The organism is Rhodoferax sp. ZS1R8 (assembly GCF_056521325.1).
This window is the reverse complement of sequence record NZ_JBWMBA010000004.1, coordinates 420,956-437,762: the sequence shown is the minus strand read 5'-3', so window position 1 is coordinate 437,762 and position 16,807 is coordinate 420,956. Positions and strand designations below refer to the sequence as shown.

Annotated in this window: 15 protein-coding genes; 4 read left to right on the top strand and 11 right to left on the bottom strand. The window is 59.5% G+C overall.

The features are described from left to right. Positions 1–73: 73 nt before the first annotated feature. On the bottom strand, positions 74–592 hold the full coding sequence (locus tag AC097P_RS16140) for a TRAP transporter small permease (protein ID WP_479611450.1): 519 nt from the start codon (positions 590–592) through the stop codon (positions 74–76). Then, on the bottom strand, positions 589–1,095 hold the full coding sequence (locus tag AC097P_RS16135) for a gluconokinase (RefSeq protein WP_479611449.1): 507 nt from the start codon (positions 1,093–1,095) through the stop codon (positions 589–591). Before AC097P_RS16135 ends, AC097P_RS16140 begins: the two co-directional genes overlap by 4 nt. A 184-nt stretch (positions 1,096–1,279) precedes the next feature. Here AC097P_RS16135 and gntR point away from each other — a divergent pair, with 184 nt between their 5' ends. The 3 genes from gntR (at position 1,280) to AC097P_RS16120 (ending at position 4,233) form a co-directional block, all read left to right on the top strand. Further along, on the top strand, positions 1,280–2,305 hold the full coding sequence (gene gntR, locus AC097P_RS16130) for an HTH-type transcriptional regulator GntR (protein ID WP_479611448.1): 1,026 nt from the start codon (positions 1,280–1,282) through the stop codon (positions 2,303–2,305). A 141-nt stretch (positions 2,306–2,446) separates the two neighbouring features. After that, positions 2,447–2,605, top strand: a complete 159-nt coding sequence (locus tag AC097P_RS16125) for a hypothetical protein (RefSeq protein WP_479611447.1) — start codon at positions 2,447–2,449, stop codon at positions 2,603–2,605. A 74-nt stretch (positions 2,606–2,679) separates the two neighbouring features. Beyond that, positions 2,680–4,233: an adenosine deaminase family protein gene (locus AC097P_RS16120; protein WP_479611446.1), complete on the top strand. Its 1,554-nt coding sequence runs from the start codon at positions 2,680–2,682 to the stop codon at positions 4,231–4,233. 52 nt (positions 4,234–4,285) lie between these two features. Here the strand turns inward: AC097P_RS16120 and AC097P_RS16115 are convergent, their stop codons facing one another. The 7 genes from AC097P_RS16115 to AC097P_RS16085 form a co-directional block, all read right to left on the bottom strand. Continuing rightward, positions 4,286–6,859: an EAL domain-containing protein gene (locus AC097P_RS16115; protein ID WP_479611445.1), complete on the bottom strand. Its 2,574-nt coding sequence runs from the start codon at positions 6,857–6,859 to the stop codon at positions 4,286–4,288. 258 nt (positions 6,860–7,117) lie between these two features. Further along, on the bottom strand, positions 7,118–8,746 hold the full coding sequence (locus tag AC097P_RS16110) for an ABC transporter substrate-binding protein (protein ID WP_479611444.1): 1,629 nt from the start codon (positions 8,744–8,746) through the stop codon (positions 7,118–7,120). A 125-nt stretch (positions 8,747–8,871) separates the two neighbouring features. Continuing rightward, positions 8,872–9,897, bottom strand: a complete 1,026-nt coding sequence (locus AC097P_RS16105; protein ID WP_479611443.1) for a peptide ABC transporter ATP-binding protein — start codon at positions 9,895–9,897, stop codon at positions 8,872–8,874. Continuing rightward, positions 9,894–10,901: an ABC transporter ATP-binding protein gene (locus AC097P_RS16100; protein ID WP_479611442.1), complete on the bottom strand. Its 1,008-nt coding sequence runs from the start codon at positions 10,899–10,901 to the stop codon at positions 9,894–9,896. Before AC097P_RS16100 ends, AC097P_RS16105 begins: the two co-directional genes overlap by 4 nt. A 23-nt stretch (positions 10,902–10,924) precedes the next feature. Next, on the bottom strand, positions 10,925–11,821 hold the full coding sequence (locus AC097P_RS16095) for an ABC transporter permease subunit (protein ID WP_479611441.1): 897 nt from the start codon (positions 11,819–11,821) through the stop codon (positions 10,925–10,927). A 17-nt stretch (positions 11,822–11,838) separates the two neighbouring features. Continuing rightward, positions 11,839–12,849: an ABC transporter permease subunit gene (locus AC097P_RS16090; RefSeq protein ID WP_479611440.1), complete on the bottom strand. Its 1,011-nt coding sequence runs from the start codon at positions 12,847–12,849 to the stop codon at positions 11,839–11,841. Between the two features lie 168 nt (positions 12,850–13,017). Beyond that, a complete protein-coding gene (locus AC097P_RS16085) occupies positions 13,018–13,464 on the bottom strand; it encodes an SWIB/MDM2 domain-containing protein (protein WP_479611439.1) in 447 nt (148 codons plus the stop codon). A 176-nt stretch (positions 13,465–13,640) separates the two neighbouring features. Here AC097P_RS16085 and rraA point away from each other — a divergent pair, with 176 nt between their 5' ends. After that, the gene (gene rraA / locus AC097P_RS16080) at positions 13,641–14,174 is read left to right on the top strand and encodes a ribonuclease E activity regulator RraA (protein ID WP_479611438.1); all 534 of its coding nucleotides are present in this window, start codon (positions 13,641–13,643) and stop codon (positions 14,172–14,174) included. Here the strand turns inward: rraA and AC097P_RS16075 are convergent. Together AC097P_RS16075 and AC097P_RS16070 are read right to left on the bottom strand one after the other, a co-directional pair. After that, on the bottom strand, positions 14,158–15,051 hold the full coding sequence (locus tag AC097P_RS16075) for a DMT family transporter (protein WP_479611652.1): 894 nt from the start codon (positions 15,049–15,051) through the stop codon (positions 14,158–14,160). The two genes, rraA and AC097P_RS16075, sit on opposite strands and share 17 nt — an antisense overlap. 50 nt (positions 15,052–15,101) lie before the next feature. Continuing rightward, positions 15,102–16,550, bottom strand: a complete 1,449-nt coding sequence (locus tag AC097P_RS16070) for a high affinity choline transporter 1 (protein WP_479611437.1) — start codon at positions 16,548–16,550, stop codon at positions 15,102–15,104. Between the last annotated feature and the right edge of the window lie 257 nt (positions 16,551–16,807).

Below are 16,807 nucleotides of genomic sequence, written 5' to 3'. Positions count from 1 at the left end.
CGACGAGCCGCCTCTAGGAGGGCTGCGGCCCCCTCGGGGGGCAGTGAACGAATGTGAACGTGGGGGTACATATTTATTCGACCTCTGCGCCGTGACCCAGGTCCAGCGGTGTTTGTTTTATGAGTTCAACAACTGCCATGACGCCGATAGCGGCGGTGCACAGCAGGGCGGGCAGCGGGAGCAGGGCGGTGGGGTAGCCCAGCACCACGGACTTGCTGTCCAGCCCCACCCCTACTTGCTGCCAGGCACCCCAGCCCACCAGCGTGCAGCCCAGGATCACGGCCACGCGTATCAGCGCGGTCATCAGCCGCAAGGCCAGCGGTTTATCTTTCAACATGCCGACCAAACTGGTAAAGGCCATGTGCTCGCCAGCCGGGTAGGCCGCCGTGGCGCCTATGAAGACCATCCACACGAAGAGCAGGCGCGACAGCTCCTCGCTGGCCGCCACGCCGCTGCCAAAACCGTAGCGCAGCACCACATTGACAAAGACCGAGACGGCCATCACACCCAGGCAGGTAGCCATCAAGGTGTTGGTGACGCGCTCGAAGTGCCCCGGGGGCTTAGCAGGTGTGGGCACGGTGTTGTCGCTCATACGGTTTCCTGGGGTTTTTGCAGCCAGTGGCTGACCTGGCTCTGCAGCTGTGTAAGTGGTTCAGTAGCATCCACCTTCAGCACGCCGGCCTCTGCGGTGGGATCCTCCAGCGTCGTGAACTGGTTGTCCACCAGCGTGGTGGAGAAAAAGTGCGCTCCTCCTCGTGCGGCCACGCGCAATAAAGCCTGCTCGCGCTGGATTTCCATGAACACAAAGCGCAGACCGGGTGCTGCTTCGCGCAGGCGGACACGGTAGGACCTTTTGAGCGCCGAGCAGGTCATCACCACACCGAGGGGGTGTTGGCGTAGTTGGTTGCACAGTATGGCCAACCAGCCGTCGCGGTCGGCATCGGTCAGCGGCACGCCGCGGGCCATCTTGTCGCGGTTGGTAGGGCTGTGGTAATCATCGCCCTCGACCAGCGGCAAACCGGCGGCTTGTGAGACCACCGCCGCCAGACTGGACTTGCCGCAACCGGCCACACCCATGATCACTATTGCATCCATGTTTTGCATTAAACTGGATAGCGCTATCCAATCAAGGTTATAAAAAGGCAAATAGCGGGTTGGGAAAAGCCCCAGTGCAGAAAAAAATCCTGCTACCTAGGGATTGTCCGCCTGCCATTTGCTGTTGGATAGCGCTATCCTATGTGAATATTGCAGACCAACCATCCGTATTTTCCCTAGGACCATGAAACCCAACGCCGCCCATTCCCGCGCCACCGGCCGCATCACGCTGGCCGATGTTGCCCATGCTGCAGGCGTCAGCCCCATCACCGTGTCGCGTGCTTTGCGCGGTGAGCGGGCGGTAGACCCGGAGCTGGTGGCCCGCGTGCAAGCCGCGGTGGCCAAGCTGGGTTATCTGCCCAACCCGGCTGCGCGTGCGCTGGCGTCGGGTGTGGGCTCGCACGTGGCGGTTCTGATACCCATGCTGTCCAATGCGCTGTTCGTCGATCTGCTGGAAGGCATTCAGCGCACATTGCGCCAGGGCGGCTACCAGACACTGATTGGCGTGACCCACTACGACCCGGCCGAAGAAGAGACGCTGCTGCGCGAGCAACTGCTGCACCGCCCCGCGGGCCTGCTGGTCACCGGCCTGGAGCGCAGTGAGGCGACCCGTAACCTGATAGCGCAGAGCGGCGTGCCCTGCGTGCACCTGATGGAGGCGTCCGGCACGGCCGGAGTCCACTGCGTGGGTTTTTCGCAGGCCGATGCCGGTGAAGAGCTGACCCGCCATTTGCTGGGCCGTGGCCACCAACGCATCGCCTTTGCCGCGGCGCAACTGGACCCGCGCACGCTGCAGCGGCTGGAAGGCTGGCGCAAGGCCCTGCAGGCCGCGGCCTTGTATGACACCACGCTGGAGTGGTTGAACCCCGCGCCTTCATCCATCTCGCTGGGTGCACGCATGTTCGAGCAGATCATGGGCCAACATCCTGCCGTGGATGCCATCTTCTTCTGCAACGACGACCTGGCCCAGGGCGCGCTGCTGGCTGCGTTGCGCTTGGGTATTGCCGTGCCGCAGCGCGTGGCCGTTGCCGGTTTCAACGACTTGACCGGCAGCGACCAGATGCTGCCACCGCTGACCACGGTGCGCACCCCACGTGCCGAGATCGGCAATGCAGCGGCTACCATGCTGATGGCGCTGATGCGGGGTGAGGCCGTGGCGTCGCCTTGCGTGGACCTGGGCTATGAGGTGCTGGTGCGGGGCAGCACCTGAAGCCATCGCATAGAATAAAACGGCCTGTAGCCCCCGTCAGCTGTGCGTAACCCGCTATAAAAAGTGGAGCACCCCCGGGATGGGCTTGCACAGGCAAAAGGCGCAAATTTTCAGTTAGACTGAAACGAAGGAGTCCACACTATGGCAGGCGTATTCGGGAAAGATCCCAACATGAAGAAAACCAACCAGGCGCAACTAGAGCGCACCAACGCCGAGCGCAAACGCAAGCAGGCAGAGGTTGCGGCTAAATTCAACAGCAAGAAGCCGGCACCCACCGCCGGCGAAGCGCCGCAGAAATAGATACTGCACCGCGAATGATGGCCCCTTCAGTGGGGCTTTTCTCTTTTTACGCAGCAGGTCTGCGCACCAATACTATGAATAAAAATACAAACACCCCGCCATGGAAGGCGCTCTGCACAAGCCTGGCCCTGGTTGCCACTATCACTGCCCCCGCGTTTGGCCAAGCCGCCAAATCAGCTGCCACCGCGCAACAGCGTACTGAAGCGCACTTCAAAAACGTCAAAACGCAGCCGCCCGAGCTGTGGGCCTTTTTGAAAGACATGCCCAAAGGCGGCGACCTGCACAGCCATTTGTCCGGCGCTATCTATGCCGAATCGATGATCGGCTGGGCGGCCGAAGACGGCCTGTGCGTGGACACAAAAACGCTGACCGTGGTCAAGCCGCCTTGCGACGCTGCGCAAGGGCAGGTGGGTGCCAAGGAAGCGCAGGCAGATGGCCTGCTGTACCGCCGCATGATTGACGCTTGGTCCATGCGCAACGCACAGACGTCGGGCCTGAGCGGCCACGACCAGTTCTTCGACAGCTTTGGAAAATTTGGTGGCGCCAACCGCAACCGCAATGGAGACATGTTGGCAGAGGTGGCGGCACGTGCCAGCGCAGGCAACGTCAGCTACCTGGAGCTGATGCTGACGCCAGCTGGCTCGGAAGTGTCCAAGGTCGCCGCCAAGGCCGGCTGGAACGAAGATTTTGCGAAGATGCGCGCCACCATGCTGGAGAACGGCTTGCCCGATGCAGCCAAAGCTGCTGCCGACGAACTGGCCCGCGCCGGCGCACGCAAAGCCGAACTCTTGCGCTGCGGCACGCCCCAGGCATCGCCCGGCTGCGCCGTCGCCGTGCGCTACCTCTACCAGGTGCTGCGGGGCCTGCCCAAGGAAATCGTCTTTGCGCAGATGTTGGCGGGCTTCGAGCTGACCAGCCGTGCCGAATCCCAAGTGGTTGGCCTGAATCTGGTGATGCCAGAAGACGCGTTGGTGCCGATGCGCGATTTCTCGCTGCACATGCGCCTCTTGGACTACCTGCACAGCGTCTACCCCAAGGTGCAGGTCACGCTGCACGCCGGTGAGCTTGCGCCCGGACTGGTGCCGCCCGAAGGCCTGCGCTTCCATATCCGGCAGTCCATTGAACAGGGACACGCTACCCGCATAGGCCACGGCGTGGCCGTGATGCAGGAAGACGACGCCGTGGGTCTGCTCAAACGCATGGCACGCGACAAGATCATGGTGGAGATCTGCCTGACCAGCAACACCGGCATCCTGGGTGTCAGCGGCACCCAGCATCCGCTGTCGGCTTACCTCAAGTACGGCGTGCCCACTGCTTTGGCGACCGATGACGAGGGCGTGTCCCGCTCGGAGATGACGCATGAGTATGTGAAAGCGGTGCAGGAGCAGAACATCAGCTACCGGCAGTTGAAGACCATGGCGCGCAATAGTTTGCAGTATGCGTTTGTGGAGGGGGCGGGGCTTTGGAAGGATGTGGAGCGTGGTCAGCCGGCGGCTGACTGTGCTGAGAATCGACCTGGAGTTGTTAAAGCCACTGCACGTTGCGAACGCTTCCTGGAGCAAAGTCCGAAGGCCAAGTTGCAGTGGCAACTAGAAGATGCGCTGGCCAAGTTTGAACGTAAGTTTTGACGGCCATTCGGTGCATGGGTTGTGCTTCAGGTACGGCGCTTCTGCACCTTCTTCATGCAGTCCAATGGGCGCCGGCGTGCCAACGCTCCACCCAAGCCGGAAATTCACTGGTGGGCATAGGACGGGCGATGCCATACCCTTGAGCCAGCGCACAGCCCAGCGACAACAAGAGTTGCCCGTGTGCAGCAGTTTCTACACCCTCGGCAATAACGCTGCGCTTGAATACGCCCGCCAGCCCAATAATCCCTTGGACAATTGCCAGATCATCCGGGTTGCTTAGCATATCGCGCACAAAGCTCTGATCAATCTTCAGTGTTTCCGCAGGCAAACGCTTGAGGTAGGTCAGTGACGAATACCCGGTGCCAAAGTCATCCAATGCAAAGCCCACTCCAATGGCCTTGCAAGCCTGCATAACCTCGCCGGCGCGGACTGTGTCCTCCAAGGCGCTGGTTTCCAGTACTTCGAGCTGCAGACAGTTTGGGTTGACATCCGGGCGGGTCGACAGCATGGCAGAGAGGCGTTCAACAAAATCAGACTGCTGCAACTGGCTTGCGCCAATGTTGACGCTGACAGGTACTTCCAAGCCTTGTTCGCGCCAGGCACCCATCTGTGCGATAGCTGCGGCAATCACCCAATCGCCCAGTGTGACGCTCAGTGGGTGCCCTTCGATGATGTACAGGAAGTCGGCAGGCGCGAGTAGACCCCGCTCAGGGTGCTGCCAGCGAATCAAGGCCTCGGCACCCACCACTGCACCCGTTTGCATGTCCACCTTTGGCTGGTAATACAGCACAAACTCTTCTTGCGCCAAGGCTCGCGCGATCCCATTCAAGCTTTCGCGCTGGCTTTGCAGGGCTGTGGCCGAGGCTACGTCAAAAAATTGGTACCGGTTTTTGCCTGAGTCCTTGGCCAAGTACATCGCCTGGTCAGCGTGGCGCAGCAGCAAGTCGGCATCGGCAACATCCTGCGGATACATCGTGATGCCAATACTTGCAGACACGCTGAGGACAGCCTCACCCACCATAACGGGTTGGGACGCAGCCTCCAGCATGCGGGCCAATACGGCTTCGCAATCTGCCGGCCCTTCCAGGTCTACCATCACCGCCGCAAATTCATCGCCACCAATACGCGCCAGCGTATCACCCTCGCGCAGTTGCCCACTGATGCGTTGTGCAAGCAGGACCAACATTTGATCCCCCACGCTGTGGCCATGCATGTCATTGACCTGCTTGAATCCATCGAGATCGAGGTAGGCAACCGCAATCACACCTCCTCGGCGTTGGCCCTGCAGCATGGCCTGGGATAGCCGGTCAGCCAGCAGAACACGGTTGGGCAAATTGGTCAGGGCGTCATAGTGCGCGATGTGCTCCAGCTGTTGTTGCTGCAACTTCTGGCTGGTGATATCGGTAAACAGCGAGACATAATGCTGCGGTGTGCCGTTGGCATCGCGCACCACACTGACTGTCTGCATTTGGGCATAGACCTCGCCGTTCTTGCGCTGGTTCCAGACTTCACACGACCAATGTCCGCTCTCTGCGAGGCTGGTCCACATGGGCATATAAAAATTGGCTGGCTGACGGTCCGATTTAAGAAACCTGGGGTTTTGCCCCAGCGCCTCATCCCGCGAATACCCGGTAATCAGGCTGAAGGTCTCGTTGACATCAACGATCTTGCCCTCAACGTCGGTTATCAGAATACCCTCTCGGGCGTGCGTGAACACACTGGCAGCGAGTTGCAGTTTCTCGGAGTCAGCACTTTTGCTGATCGCCAGTGCGGTGAGGACTGCGAGGTCTTCCAAGGATTTCAGATCCGCTGGAGTGGGCGTTCGAGGATGGCGGTGATAGATATCAAACGTTCCTAGAACCTTTCCCGCCCCCGAGATGATGGGCTGCGACCAGCACGACGCTAACCCAGCACGTGTGGCGAGTCCACTATGGGTAGTCCAACCGGAGTGCGTCTGGATGTCTTGCGCAATCACCGTGCTACCTGAAAAAACGGCTGCGCCGCAGCAGGCGGCCGTTGGACCAACAGGCATACCGTCGAGCGCCTGCATGAAAAAATCTGGCAGACTGGGTGCGGCACCATGGCGCAAAGTCACCCCGTCTTTGTCCAACAACATGATGCTGCACAACGCGCCGGCATGCAGTTCTTCCACGTCGCGAACAATTCGGTCCAGGATGATTCTAAGCGCGACCCTGTCCGTCAGCATTCTCAACACAGACTGGAGCTGTAGCTTCTTGCGTTCGGCCAGTATGCGCTCAGTTATGTCGCGGAGGAATGCGGCGAACATCCGTACGCCGTCGATTTCGAGGTCACTGAAAGAAATTTCGATCGGAAATTCATGGCCGTCCCGATGCAGTCCGACGGCTTCAGCGGCACGCCAGTCGAGCAGCTTCCGACCCGAGGCCATGTAACGGTCGAGCCCCCGTAGATGGGCTTCCCGCAGATGCGGTGGCTGCAATATCGATAGGGGTTGTCCTTGCGCTTCGTCGGGTGAAAAACCAAAAATAGCACGCAGTGCTGGGTTGGCGTACCGGATGATGCTGTGGGCATCAATGAGGACCACGGCATCGGATGCGATCTCCCACAGCAATTGACTCTGGGCCTCGCTCAGAACAGGCCGTGCCATGGTTTGTGACAAGCTCTCTTTTGCCGATTTGCTCATAGCCTCATTTTGGTTGACCCGTCCAGCAGGGGCTAGACTTTTGCAAATTGCACCGGAACATTCACTTTAACTGAAATGTATCGCTGCGGCCGTTTCATATTGGCTCCGGACTTGGGGCGCGTCGAGCTTCTTGCGCCTAGCGGTTGCCGGAGTTGGACAAAAAAAAGGCCGGTTTGCACCGGCCTTAACTTCTTGAGAAACCTCAACCAACCACTGTCGCAATCACTTCATATCCACGCCATAGAAGGTGTGGCGGCCAAACGGGCTCAGTTTGAAATCGATGACTTCCTTGCGCACCGGCTTGAGTTGTACCGCGTGGGCAATCGTGAACCAGGGGGCCTGTTCCTTGAAGATGACCTGGGCTTGTTCGTACAGCTTGGTACGTTCTGCAGGGTTGGACACCAGTTTGGCTTTTTGCACCAGGTCTTCAAAAGGCTTGAAGCAGAACTTGGCCACGTTGGAGCCGTTGGTCTTGGCGGAATCGCAACCGAGCAAAGTGTTCAGGAAGTTGTCTGGGTCTCCGTTGTCACCAGTCCAGCCCAGCATGCCCATCTGGTGTTCGCCAGCTTGCATGCGCTTGCGGTACTCGCCCCATTCAAAGCTCTTGATCTCGGCCGTGACGCCGATCTTAGCGAGGTCCGCCTGCATCAGCTCGGCAATGCGCTTGGCGTTGGGGTTGTAGGGGCGCTGTACGGGCATGGCCCACAGGTCGGTGGTGAAGCCGTTGGGGTAGCCAGCGGCGGCCAGGGCTTTCTTGGCTGCCGCGGGATCAAACGCGTCGTCCTTGATGGACTTGTTGTAAGACCATTGTGTCGGTGGGATCGGGTTGGTGGCCGCAATGCCGGTGCTCAGGTACACGGCAGACACGATGGCCTTTTTGTCGATGGCCATGTTGATAGCCTTGCGCACGCGCACGTCATCAAAAGGCTTCTTGGTGGTGTTGTAGGCCAGGTAACCGACGTTCAAACCAGGTTGCTCCAGCACCGTCACATTGCCGTCCTTGCGGATCGCGTCCAGGTCGGCGGGGTTGGGGTAGGGCATGACATGGCACTCACCCTTTTGCAGCTTGGCCCAGCGCACCGAGGCGTCGGGTGTGATGGAGAAAATCAGGTCATCAATCTTGGCCGCGCCCTTCCAGTACTGGGGGAAGGCCTTGTATCGGATGATGGCGTCTTTTTGGTATTGCACCAGCGTAAAGGGGCCGGTGCCCAGTGGTTCCTGGTCAATCTTCTCGGGTGTGCCAGCCTTCAGCATGGCAATGGCGTATTCCTGGGATTGAATGCCGGCGAACTGCATGGCCAGGTTGGACAGGAATGGCGCCTCGGGCTTGTTCAGCGTGACCTTGACGGTGTATTCGTCGATCTTTTCGATGGACTTCAGCAGCTTGGGCATGCCCATGTCGTTGAAGTAAGAGTGGTTGGAGCTGGTGACCTTGAAGTAGGGGTCAGTCTCTACCCACTGGCGGTTCATCGTGAACAAGAAGTCATCCGCATTGAAGTCGCGCGATGGCTTGAAGTTCTTGTTGGAATGCCATTTCACGCCCTTGCGCAGGTTGAAGGTGTATTCCAGGCCATCTTTGGACACGGTCCATTTTTCAGCCAGACCGGGGGTAATTTGTGTGCCGCCGCGTTCAAACTTGACGAGGTTGTCGTAAATCTGTTCCGTAGCATCAAACGACGTGCCGGTGGTGTTGATGCTGGGTGCAAAATTTTCTGGGCTGCCTTCGGAGCAATACACCAGGGTCTTGGCGGCAGCCGGCGTCAAGGCCATCAGCGCGGGCAGTGCCACGGCGCAGAGCATGGCAACTTTGCTGACACGCAATGTCGTTTTGCGCGGGAAAGAAGTGGTCATCCAGAAAACTCCATTTAAAAAAGGGGTGACGTACAACCCCACTATGAACAATTGAACCGAACTTGTGGCCCGGTCTCCGAGCCGACCATGTTACGCGAGTAAAGTGCTGGCCCGTATTGGGGTTCCTACTGTGGGGGATTTGCTGCCGCGGCCAAGCGCGGCGCTTCAAAGCAGGCCACGGCGCGGCCATGCAGTTCCTGCAGTACGGGGCGCTCTTTGCGGCATTGGTCGGTGGCATGCGGGCAGCGGGTGGAAAACACGCAGCCCGTCGGTGGTTTAAGCGGCGAGGGCAGCTCACCCTTGAGCACGGTGCGCTGGGCCGCAGGGCCACTGCCGGCCAGGCCGGGTGTAGAGGCCAACAACGCCTGGGTGTAAGGGTGTAAAGGGCGGCTGAAGATGGCGTTTTTCTCACCGTGCTCTACCGTGTGGCCCAGGTACATGACCAGCACGTCATGGGCGATATGCCGCACCACGCCCAGATCGTGCGAGATGAACAGGTAGGCCAGGCCCAGGTCGCGCTGCAGGTCGGCCAGCAGATTCAGCACCTGTGCCTGGATGGATACGTCCAGCGCCGACACGGGCTCATCGGCCACTACCAGGGATGGCTCCAGCATCAGCGCGCGCGCTATCGCAATACGCTGGCGCTGGCCGCCAGAAAACATGTGCGGGTAGCGGTCGTAGTGCTCGGGGCGCAAGCCGACCATGGCCAGCATGGCGCGCGCTTTTTCGGCACGTTGCGCCGCGGTGAGTTCGGTGTTGATCTCCAGTGGGGCTTCCAGAATCTGGCCGATGCGCTTGCGCGGGTTCAGCGAGCCATAGGGGTTCTGGAACACCAGCTGTACCTTTTGGCGCAAGGCTTTCTTCTCGTCTGCGGATGCGTTGACCACATCTACGCCGCCCAGTTGCAGGCTACCGCCCGTGGGCTGCTCGATCAGCGTGACCATCCGCGCCAGTGTGGACTTGCCACAGCCGGATTCGCCGACGATGGCCAGTGTCTTGCCGGCCTGCACCGAGAACGAAACGCCACCTACTGCCTGCAACAGATCAGGCTTGCTGAACATGCCACGGCTGATGGGGTAGACGCGGCGCAGGTCCTTGGCTGTGACAACGGTTGTGCCGGCGTTGTTGCTGTTGGTTTGTGGGGTGCTCATGCTGCCACCTCCGCGTGTTTGGGTGCATGCAAGTGACGATCGGGATCACCCAGCGGGTAGTAGCACCGCACGGCGCCATCCTGCCATGCACGCAGCGGCGGGCGCGTCATGCACAGGCCATCATTCGCGTAGCTGCAGCGGGGCGCAAACAGGCAGCCCTTGGGCCGGTCATACAGGCCGGGCACCATGCCGGGAATCGTGGCCAGGCGGGAATGGCCGTCGTTGCGTTCGGGCAAGGCAGCCATCAGGGCTTCGGTGTAGGGGTGTTGCGGCGCGGTGAACAGCGTGTCGGCACCGCGCTCTTCCATGATCTGGCCGGCGTACATCACGGCGATACGCTGCGCCATTTCGCTAACGACGCCCATGTTGTGCGTGATCAGCACCAGGGCCATGCCACGGTCCTTTTGCAGGCTGCGCAGCAGGTCCAAAATTTGCGCCTGGATGGTTACATCCAATGCCGTGGTGGGCTCGTCGGCAATCAGCAGTTTGGGGTTGCAGGCGATCGCCATGGCAATCATCACGCGCTGGCTCATGCCGCCGGACAGCTGGTGTGGGTAGACGGCCAGACGGCTCTCTGGCGCGGGGATGCCGACCTGCTCCAGCAGTTCGATGGAGCGCTTGCGGGCTGCCGCCTTGTCCATGCCCATATGCAACTTCAGCGTCTCGGCCAGTTGAAAACCCACGGTGAAGCAGGGGTTCAGGCTGGTGGTTGGGTCCTGGAAGATCATCGACAGGTCTTTGCCGGTCAGGCGGCGGCGTTCGCGGTCGGACAAGGCCAACAGGTCATGCCCGTCAAAGCGCAGTTTGTCTGCCTTGACGCGGCCAGGGTAGGCCACCAGACCCATCAGGGCCATCATCGTGACGCTTTTGCCGGAGCCGGATTCTCCGACGATGCCCAGCACATCGCCAGTGTCCAGTGACAGGCTCACGCCGTCGACCGCGTGCATGGTGCCGTTGTGCGAGGGGAACTCTACCGACAGATTTTCAATTTCTAGCAATGCCATGGTGGTGTGCTGTCGTTTGGTTGTTAGCGTTTCAGCTTGGGGTCCAGCGCATCGCGCAGGCCATCGCCAAGCAGGTTAAAGGCCAATACGGTGATCAGAATGGCCAGGCCGGGGAAGGTCACCACCCACCAGGCGCGCAGCACGAATTCACGTGCGTCAGCCAGCATGGTGCCCCATTCGGGTGAGGGCGGTTGTGCACCCAGGCCCAAAAAGCCGAGTGCGGCTGCATCCAGAATGGCGGTAGAGATACCCAGCGAAGCCTGCACGATCAACGGCGCTGTGCAGTTGGGCAGCACCTCGCTGAACATGATGCGCCAGTGGCCGGCGCCGCCCATGCGGGCCGCGGTCACATAGTCGCGCGACGTCTCCGAAATGACTGCCGCGCGCGTGATGCGCACATAGTGGGGCAGCACGACGATGGAGACGGCCAGCATGGCATTCATCAAGCCTGGGCCGAGGATGGCGACGATCACAATCGCCAAGAGCAGGCTGGGCAGGGTCAGGATGATGTCCATGATGCGCATCACTGCGATCTCGAACACACCGCGGAAGTATCCGGCCAGCAGGCCCAACGTGGTGCCTACCAGCACAGACAGGGCCACTACTGCAATACCGATGGTCAATGACAGGCGCGCGCCATGGATCAGGCGCGACAGAATGTCACGGCCGATGGCGTCGGTCCCCAACAAATGGGCCGAAGAGCCTCCGGTTTGCCATGCGGGCGGCACCAGAAAGACGGCGTTGTCGGTCAGGTCGGGGTTGTAGGGTGCGACCACATTGGCAAACGCAGCCAGCAACAGCACGGTCACTACGATCAGTAACCCACCCACAGCGCCGCGGTTGGCACTGAAGTAGCGCCAAAAATCTTTGAGTGGATGCAAGGGCGCGGCGGGCGCAGACGATTCGGAAGATGCAGCCATAGTGTGTGTGCTCGTCGTCATTTTTGGTGCCGGATACGCGGATTGATGATGCCGTAGGTCACGTCCACCAACAGGTTGACAGCCATGACCATGGTGCCCAGCAGCAGCATGCCGCCTTGCAACACGGGGTAGTCGCGCCGGCTGATGGCTTCGATCAGCCACTTGCCAACACCGGGCCAAGAGAAGATGGTTTCGGTCAGGATGGCGCCGGTAAACAGCACGCCTACCTGCAAGCCAATGACGGTGATCACTGGTATCAGCGCGTTGCGCAACGCGTGTACTGCGACGATGCGAAGGGTGGGCAAACCCTTGGCGCGAGCGGTGCGGATGTAGTCTTCACCCAGCACCTCCAGCATGGCCGAGCGGGTCATGCGGGCAATCACCGCCAGCGGGTTGGTGCCCAGCACAATGGTGGGCAAGATCAGGTGGCTGACCGCTGACCAAAAGGCGCCCTTGTCATTGGCCAGCAAAGTGTCAATCAACAGAAAACCCGTCACCGGCTCGATGAAGTACTGCACTGCGATACGCCCAGACACCGGGGTCAGATCGAGCTGCACCGAGAAAAACAAGATCAGCAGCAAGCCCCACCAGAAAATGGGCATGGAGTAGCCAGTGAGTGATACGCCCATGACGCCGTGGTCCAGGATGGAATTGCGTTTGACCGCGGCGATGATGCCGGCCGGTATGCCAATCAACAGCGCGAACAGAATGGCACACAGCGCGAGTTCGATGGTGGCCGGGAACAGCGCGGCAAACTCGGTCATAACCGGGCTCTGCGTGATGACGGACTTGCCCAGATCCCCATGCAACACCTTGGCAATGTAGATGCCGTATTGCACGAGGACGGGGCGGTCCAGGCCGTACTCTTTCAGGAGCACGGCATGGCGTTCGGCGTCGATGCCGCGTTCGCCCGCCAGGGTTTCGATGGGATCGCCGGGGACCAGGCGAATCAGAAAAAACGCCACCAGTGTCATGCCGAAAAACGTCGGGATGATCAGGCTCAAGCGCGTGAACAGAAAGCGCAGCATGGGTTGGTGAGTGGGAGTTGTATAGACAAAAAGGGGTGCACCGGGGTGGTGCACAGGGTGCCGAATTCTACCAACGCAAAAAACACGCCATCCGCTGGTTTTCCCTGTGTTTCAGACGCAAAAAAAAGGCCGGAAGATCCGGCCTTTTCAGCATGGCGCAATTGCCAATTATTTGAGGTGCTTGCCGATCAGGCCAGCCATTTCAAACATGGACACTTGCATCTTGCCGAAGATTTCCTTCAGCTTGGCATCCGCGTTGATCATGCGCTTGTTCACTGCGTCTTGCAGCTTGTTCTTCTTGATGTAAGCCCACAGCTTGCTCACCACCTCAGTGCGTGGCAGCGGTGTTGCGCCCACGATAGCGGCCAAAGCGGCGCTAGGTGTCAAAGCCTTCATGAACGCAGCATTCACTGTGCGCTTCTTGGCTGGAGCCTTGGGAGCGGCTTTCTTCGCAGGAGCCTTCTTGGCGGGAGCAGCCTTCTTGGCTGGTGCCTTGGCGGCTACCTTTTTGGCTGGAGCGGCTGCTTTTTTAGCAGGAGCTGCCTTCTTTGCCGGAGCTGCTGCCTTCTTTGCAGGTGCCGCTTTTTTAGCCGGAGCTTTTTTTGCAGTTGCCATGATTGATTGTCCTTCTTGAAGTTGATTAATCACCAGTGAAAAGCTGCCTCCTCTCTGGTACCCGGATGCTACTGGAGAAAAAGGGGCTAATCCAGAGGGGAAATGACTTTTTCATTGGGAAATGTTGTTTTTTCCATTGGAGAATGGGCGTATTTGTCAAAAAGGAGTGGCTGGCTATGGCGATTGCAATCACGTACGTGTTTTCCACCTGTGACCTCTGTGACGTTCACAAGGGTGATACCACTGGCGATTTTCGGGTTCTGCCCCCGGCGTTTCGCGACTTTGGTGCGGTCAAAAAGTTCGCTGGCCCGGTGGTCACCGTCAAGTGTTTCGAGGACAACACGCTGGTGAAAGCGGCGGTGGACTCTGGGGGCTATCTGGATACGCCCCAGGGCCGCGTGGGCAAGGTGCTAGTCGTAGACGGTGGTGGATCCATGCGTAAGGCGCTGCTGGGGGGCAACCTGGGCGCCGCTGCCGCGCGCAATGGCTGGGCCGGTGTCGTGATAGATGGCTGTGTGCGCGATACGGCTGAGCTTTCCAACCACGCTGTCGGCATACGCGCGCTGGCCTCCATGCCCATGCCCACCGAGAAACGCCAGCAGGGCCAGGCAGACGTGGCCGTTCAGGTGCAGGGTGTATGGGTACGGCCGGGGGACTGGCTGTACGCCGACGAAGACGGCATCGTGCTGTCGCCTAAGGCACTGGTGTAGTTGTTGTGCCAGAGGGCAGGGTTGCAAGCAGCACGCCCACCAATGCGATGCCAAAGGCCAGCATCTGCAGGCCTGTCAGCGTTTCACCCAGTACGAGCACGCCCACCAGTGCGGCGGTGATTGGCAGCATCACCGTGAACACGCCGGCCCGTGCGGCTGGTACCGTTTGCAGGCCGGTCATCCATAGCCACACGGTCCACACGCTGGCCGCCAGCGCATAAAACACCAACAGCAACCACAACGATGGCGCCACGGAGGAAAACTCAAAGTGCCATGCTGCGTAGAGCCCGAGGGGTGTCACCAACACAAATCCCCACAGATTGATGAGCGCAGCAATGCGTTTGGGCGTCAGCACGCCAGTTAGCTTCTTGCCGATGACGGCGTAGGCCGCTTCGCACAGCACTGCTACAAACACCAAGACATTGCCCCACAGCGCATTGCTATTGGCCAAATCAGCCTCTAGCCCTCGTGGGCCGTGCGTAAGTAGCTCACTTTTTGATAGCACAAAGACAGCAATGCCCAGCACGCCACAGGCGATGGCAGCCCACACGCGCAAGCCAATGCGCTCCTTGAGCAATGCCCAGCTCATCAGCGCGACGGCCGCTGGAATGGTTGCCATGATGACGCCCGCCGACACTGCCGTGGTCATGCTGACGCCATACAGCATGGCGATGGAGAACAGAAAATTGCCGAAGAAGGATTCGAGGAAGAGCAGGCGCTTGGTGGCACCGCTTAACGGCGCCTCGTGTGGCGAGCGTTTGAGCCAGTGCAGCATGGCCACGCCGCCAATGCCGAAGCGCAGCCAGGCCAGCAAGAACACCGACAGCGCGGCCACCAGCGGCTTGGACAGTGCGACGTAGCTGCCGACCAGCGCCATGCTCAAGCCCAGGCTGGCATAGGCCAGCCAGCGCCGCGGGGTGGAACCGGTCACTCGGACACGCCTGTCAGCTTGTGGTGGCTATCGTGCGCATTCTTGATGACCTGTGGCCCTAGGGAACCCGCCAACATGCCCAGCAGTCCCGCCAGCACGCCCGCCAGCTGGGCGGGAAACTCGGTCCCGGCAGCTGTTGAGAGGAACAGCAGCCAAGTCGTCAGGCCCAACACGATGGAGAGCAGGGCGCCTTGGGTGGTGGCGCGTTTCCAGTACAGACCGAACACCAACGGAACGAAGGCTCCCACCAGCGTCACCTGGTACGCACCGGACACCATCTCATAGATGGGTGTGCCTTGGGTGTGGATCGCGTAGGTGAGCACCGAGGCGCTGAATACCAGCACCGTGATGCGCATCGTGCGCAACTCTTCCTTGTCACCCATTCGGGGTTTGAACTGACGCCAGATGTTTTCAACAAAGGTCACACTGGGTGCAAGCAGGGTGGCCGACGCGGTGGATTTGATGGCCGACAGCAGCGCACCAAAGAACAGCACCTGCATCACAAAGGGCATTTTCTCCAGCACGAGCGTAGGGAGCACCTTTTGAGGATCTTCCTTCAGCAGCGTCGCCGTTTGCTCCGGCATGATGATGAGCGCGCTGGCAACGAGGAACATGGGCACAAAAGCAAACAGGATGTAGCAGATGCCGCCGATGACAGGGCCCTTGGTGGCCGCGCTGGGGGTGTTGGCAGACATCACACGCTGGAAAACGTCCTGCTGGGGGATGGAGCCCAGCATCATCGTGATGGCGGCTGCAAAGAAGAACATGATGTCTTTGAATTTAGGCTCGGGCAGAAACTTGAACATGTCTTTGCTCATGGCCAGCGACACCACCTTGTCCGCGCCACCAGCCATGTCGCCCGCAAACACCGCCAGGATTGCCAGTCCGCCCACCAGGATGATCATCTGGATGAAGTCGGTCACTGCCACCGACCACATGCCGCCGAAAAGCGTGTAGGCCAAGATGGAGACCACACCGATCGTCATGCCCATGGGTATGCTGATGGCGCCGCCCGACAAGAGATTGAACACCAGGCCCAGGGCCGTGACCTGCGCCGATACCCAACCCAGGTAGCTGAGCATGATGATCAGGGAGCAGACGATTTCCACGGTGCGGCCAAAACGCTCGCGGTAGTAGTCGCTGATGGTCAGCAAGTTCATCTTGTACAGCTTGGCAGCGAAGAACATGCCCACAAGGATCAGGCAGGTGCCGGCGCCAAACGGGTCTTCCACCACACCGTTGAGTCCACTGTTGACGAACTTGGCCGGAATGCCGAGCACGGTCTCCGATCCGAACCAGGTGGCGAATGTGGTAGTGACAATCATGACCATCGGCAAATTGCGGCCTGCAATCGCAAAGTCCGCCGTATTCTTGACACGTTTGGCCGCATAGAGGCCAATGGCGATGGTGATCAGCAGGTAGACGATGACCAGGGTCAACAGCACGGCGCACTCCTTAAATTGAAAAAACTGCGCATTATCCCAACAGTTTGTATGGTGATTGTCACCGTCAGTGCATATCGAACCCGCAAGATGCCGCGAACACAGGCTTAAAAGGGTTGGCTTGCTTCGTGCTTTTCGTTACCAACGTTTTCACATCGCAATCTACGCTTTTCGTATTGAGAAAATCCAGAGCTAAGTGATTGATTTATATAGAAAAAATATTTAGTCATCTATAAGACATAAGATACAATTTAAGTCTT

What these genes read in the sequence shown, in the direction of transcription:
- AC097P_RS16140 (WP_479611450.1), bottom strand. Translation starts at nt 592, where the DNA reads ATGAGCGACAACACCGTGCCCACACCTGCTAAGCCCCCGGGGCACTTC.
- AC097P_RS16135 (WP_479611449.1), bottom strand. Translation starts at nt 1,095, where the DNA reads ATGGATGCAATAGTGATCATGGGTGTGGCCGGTTGCGGCAAGTCCAGT.
- gntR (WP_479611448.1), top strand. Translation starts at nt 1,280, where the DNA reads ATGAAACCCAACGCCGCCCATTCCCGCGCCACCGGCCGCATCACGCTG.
- AC097P_RS16125 (WP_479611447.1), top strand. Translation starts at nt 2,447, where the DNA reads ATGGCAGGCGTATTCGGGAAAGATCCCAACATGAAGAAAACCAACCAG.
- AC097P_RS16120 (WP_479611446.1), top strand. Translation starts at nt 2,680, where the DNA reads ATGAATAAAAATACAAACACCCCGCCATGGAAGGCGCTCTGCACAAGC.
- AC097P_RS16115 (WP_479611445.1), bottom strand. Translation starts at nt 6,859, where the DNA reads ATGGCACGGCCTGTTCTGAGCGAGGCCCAGAGTCAATTGCTGTGGGAG.
- AC097P_RS16110 (WP_479611444.1), bottom strand. Translation starts at nt 8,746, where the DNA reads ATGACCACTTCTTTCCCGCGCAAAACGACATTGCGTGTCAGCAAAGTT.
- AC097P_RS16105 (WP_479611443.1), bottom strand. Translation starts at nt 9,897, where the DNA reads ATGAGCACCCCACAAACCAACAGCAACAACGCCGGCACAACCGTTGTC.
- AC097P_RS16100 (WP_479611442.1), bottom strand. Translation starts at nt 10,901, where the DNA reads ATGGCATTGCTAGAAATTGAAAATCTGTCGGTAGAGTTCCCCTCGCAC.
- AC097P_RS16095 (WP_479611441.1), bottom strand. Translation starts at nt 11,821, where the DNA reads ATGGCTGCATCTTCCGAATCGTCTGCGCCCGCCGCGCCCTTGCATCCA.
- AC097P_RS16090 (WP_479611440.1), bottom strand. Translation starts at nt 12,849, where the DNA reads ATGCTGCGCTTTCTGTTCACGCGCTTGAGCCTGATCATCCCGACGTTT.
- AC097P_RS16085 (WP_479611439.1), bottom strand. Translation starts at nt 13,464, where the DNA reads ATGGCAACTGCAAAAAAAGCTCCGGCTAAAAAAGCGGCACCTGCAAAG.
- rraA (WP_479611438.1), top strand. Translation starts at nt 13,641, where the DNA reads ATGGCGATTGCAATCACGTACGTGTTTTCCACCTGTGACCTCTGTGAC.
- AC097P_RS16075 (WP_479611652.1), bottom strand. Translation starts at nt 15,051, where the DNA reads ATGGCGCTGGTCGGCAGCTACGTCGCACTGTCCAAGCCGCTGGTGGCC.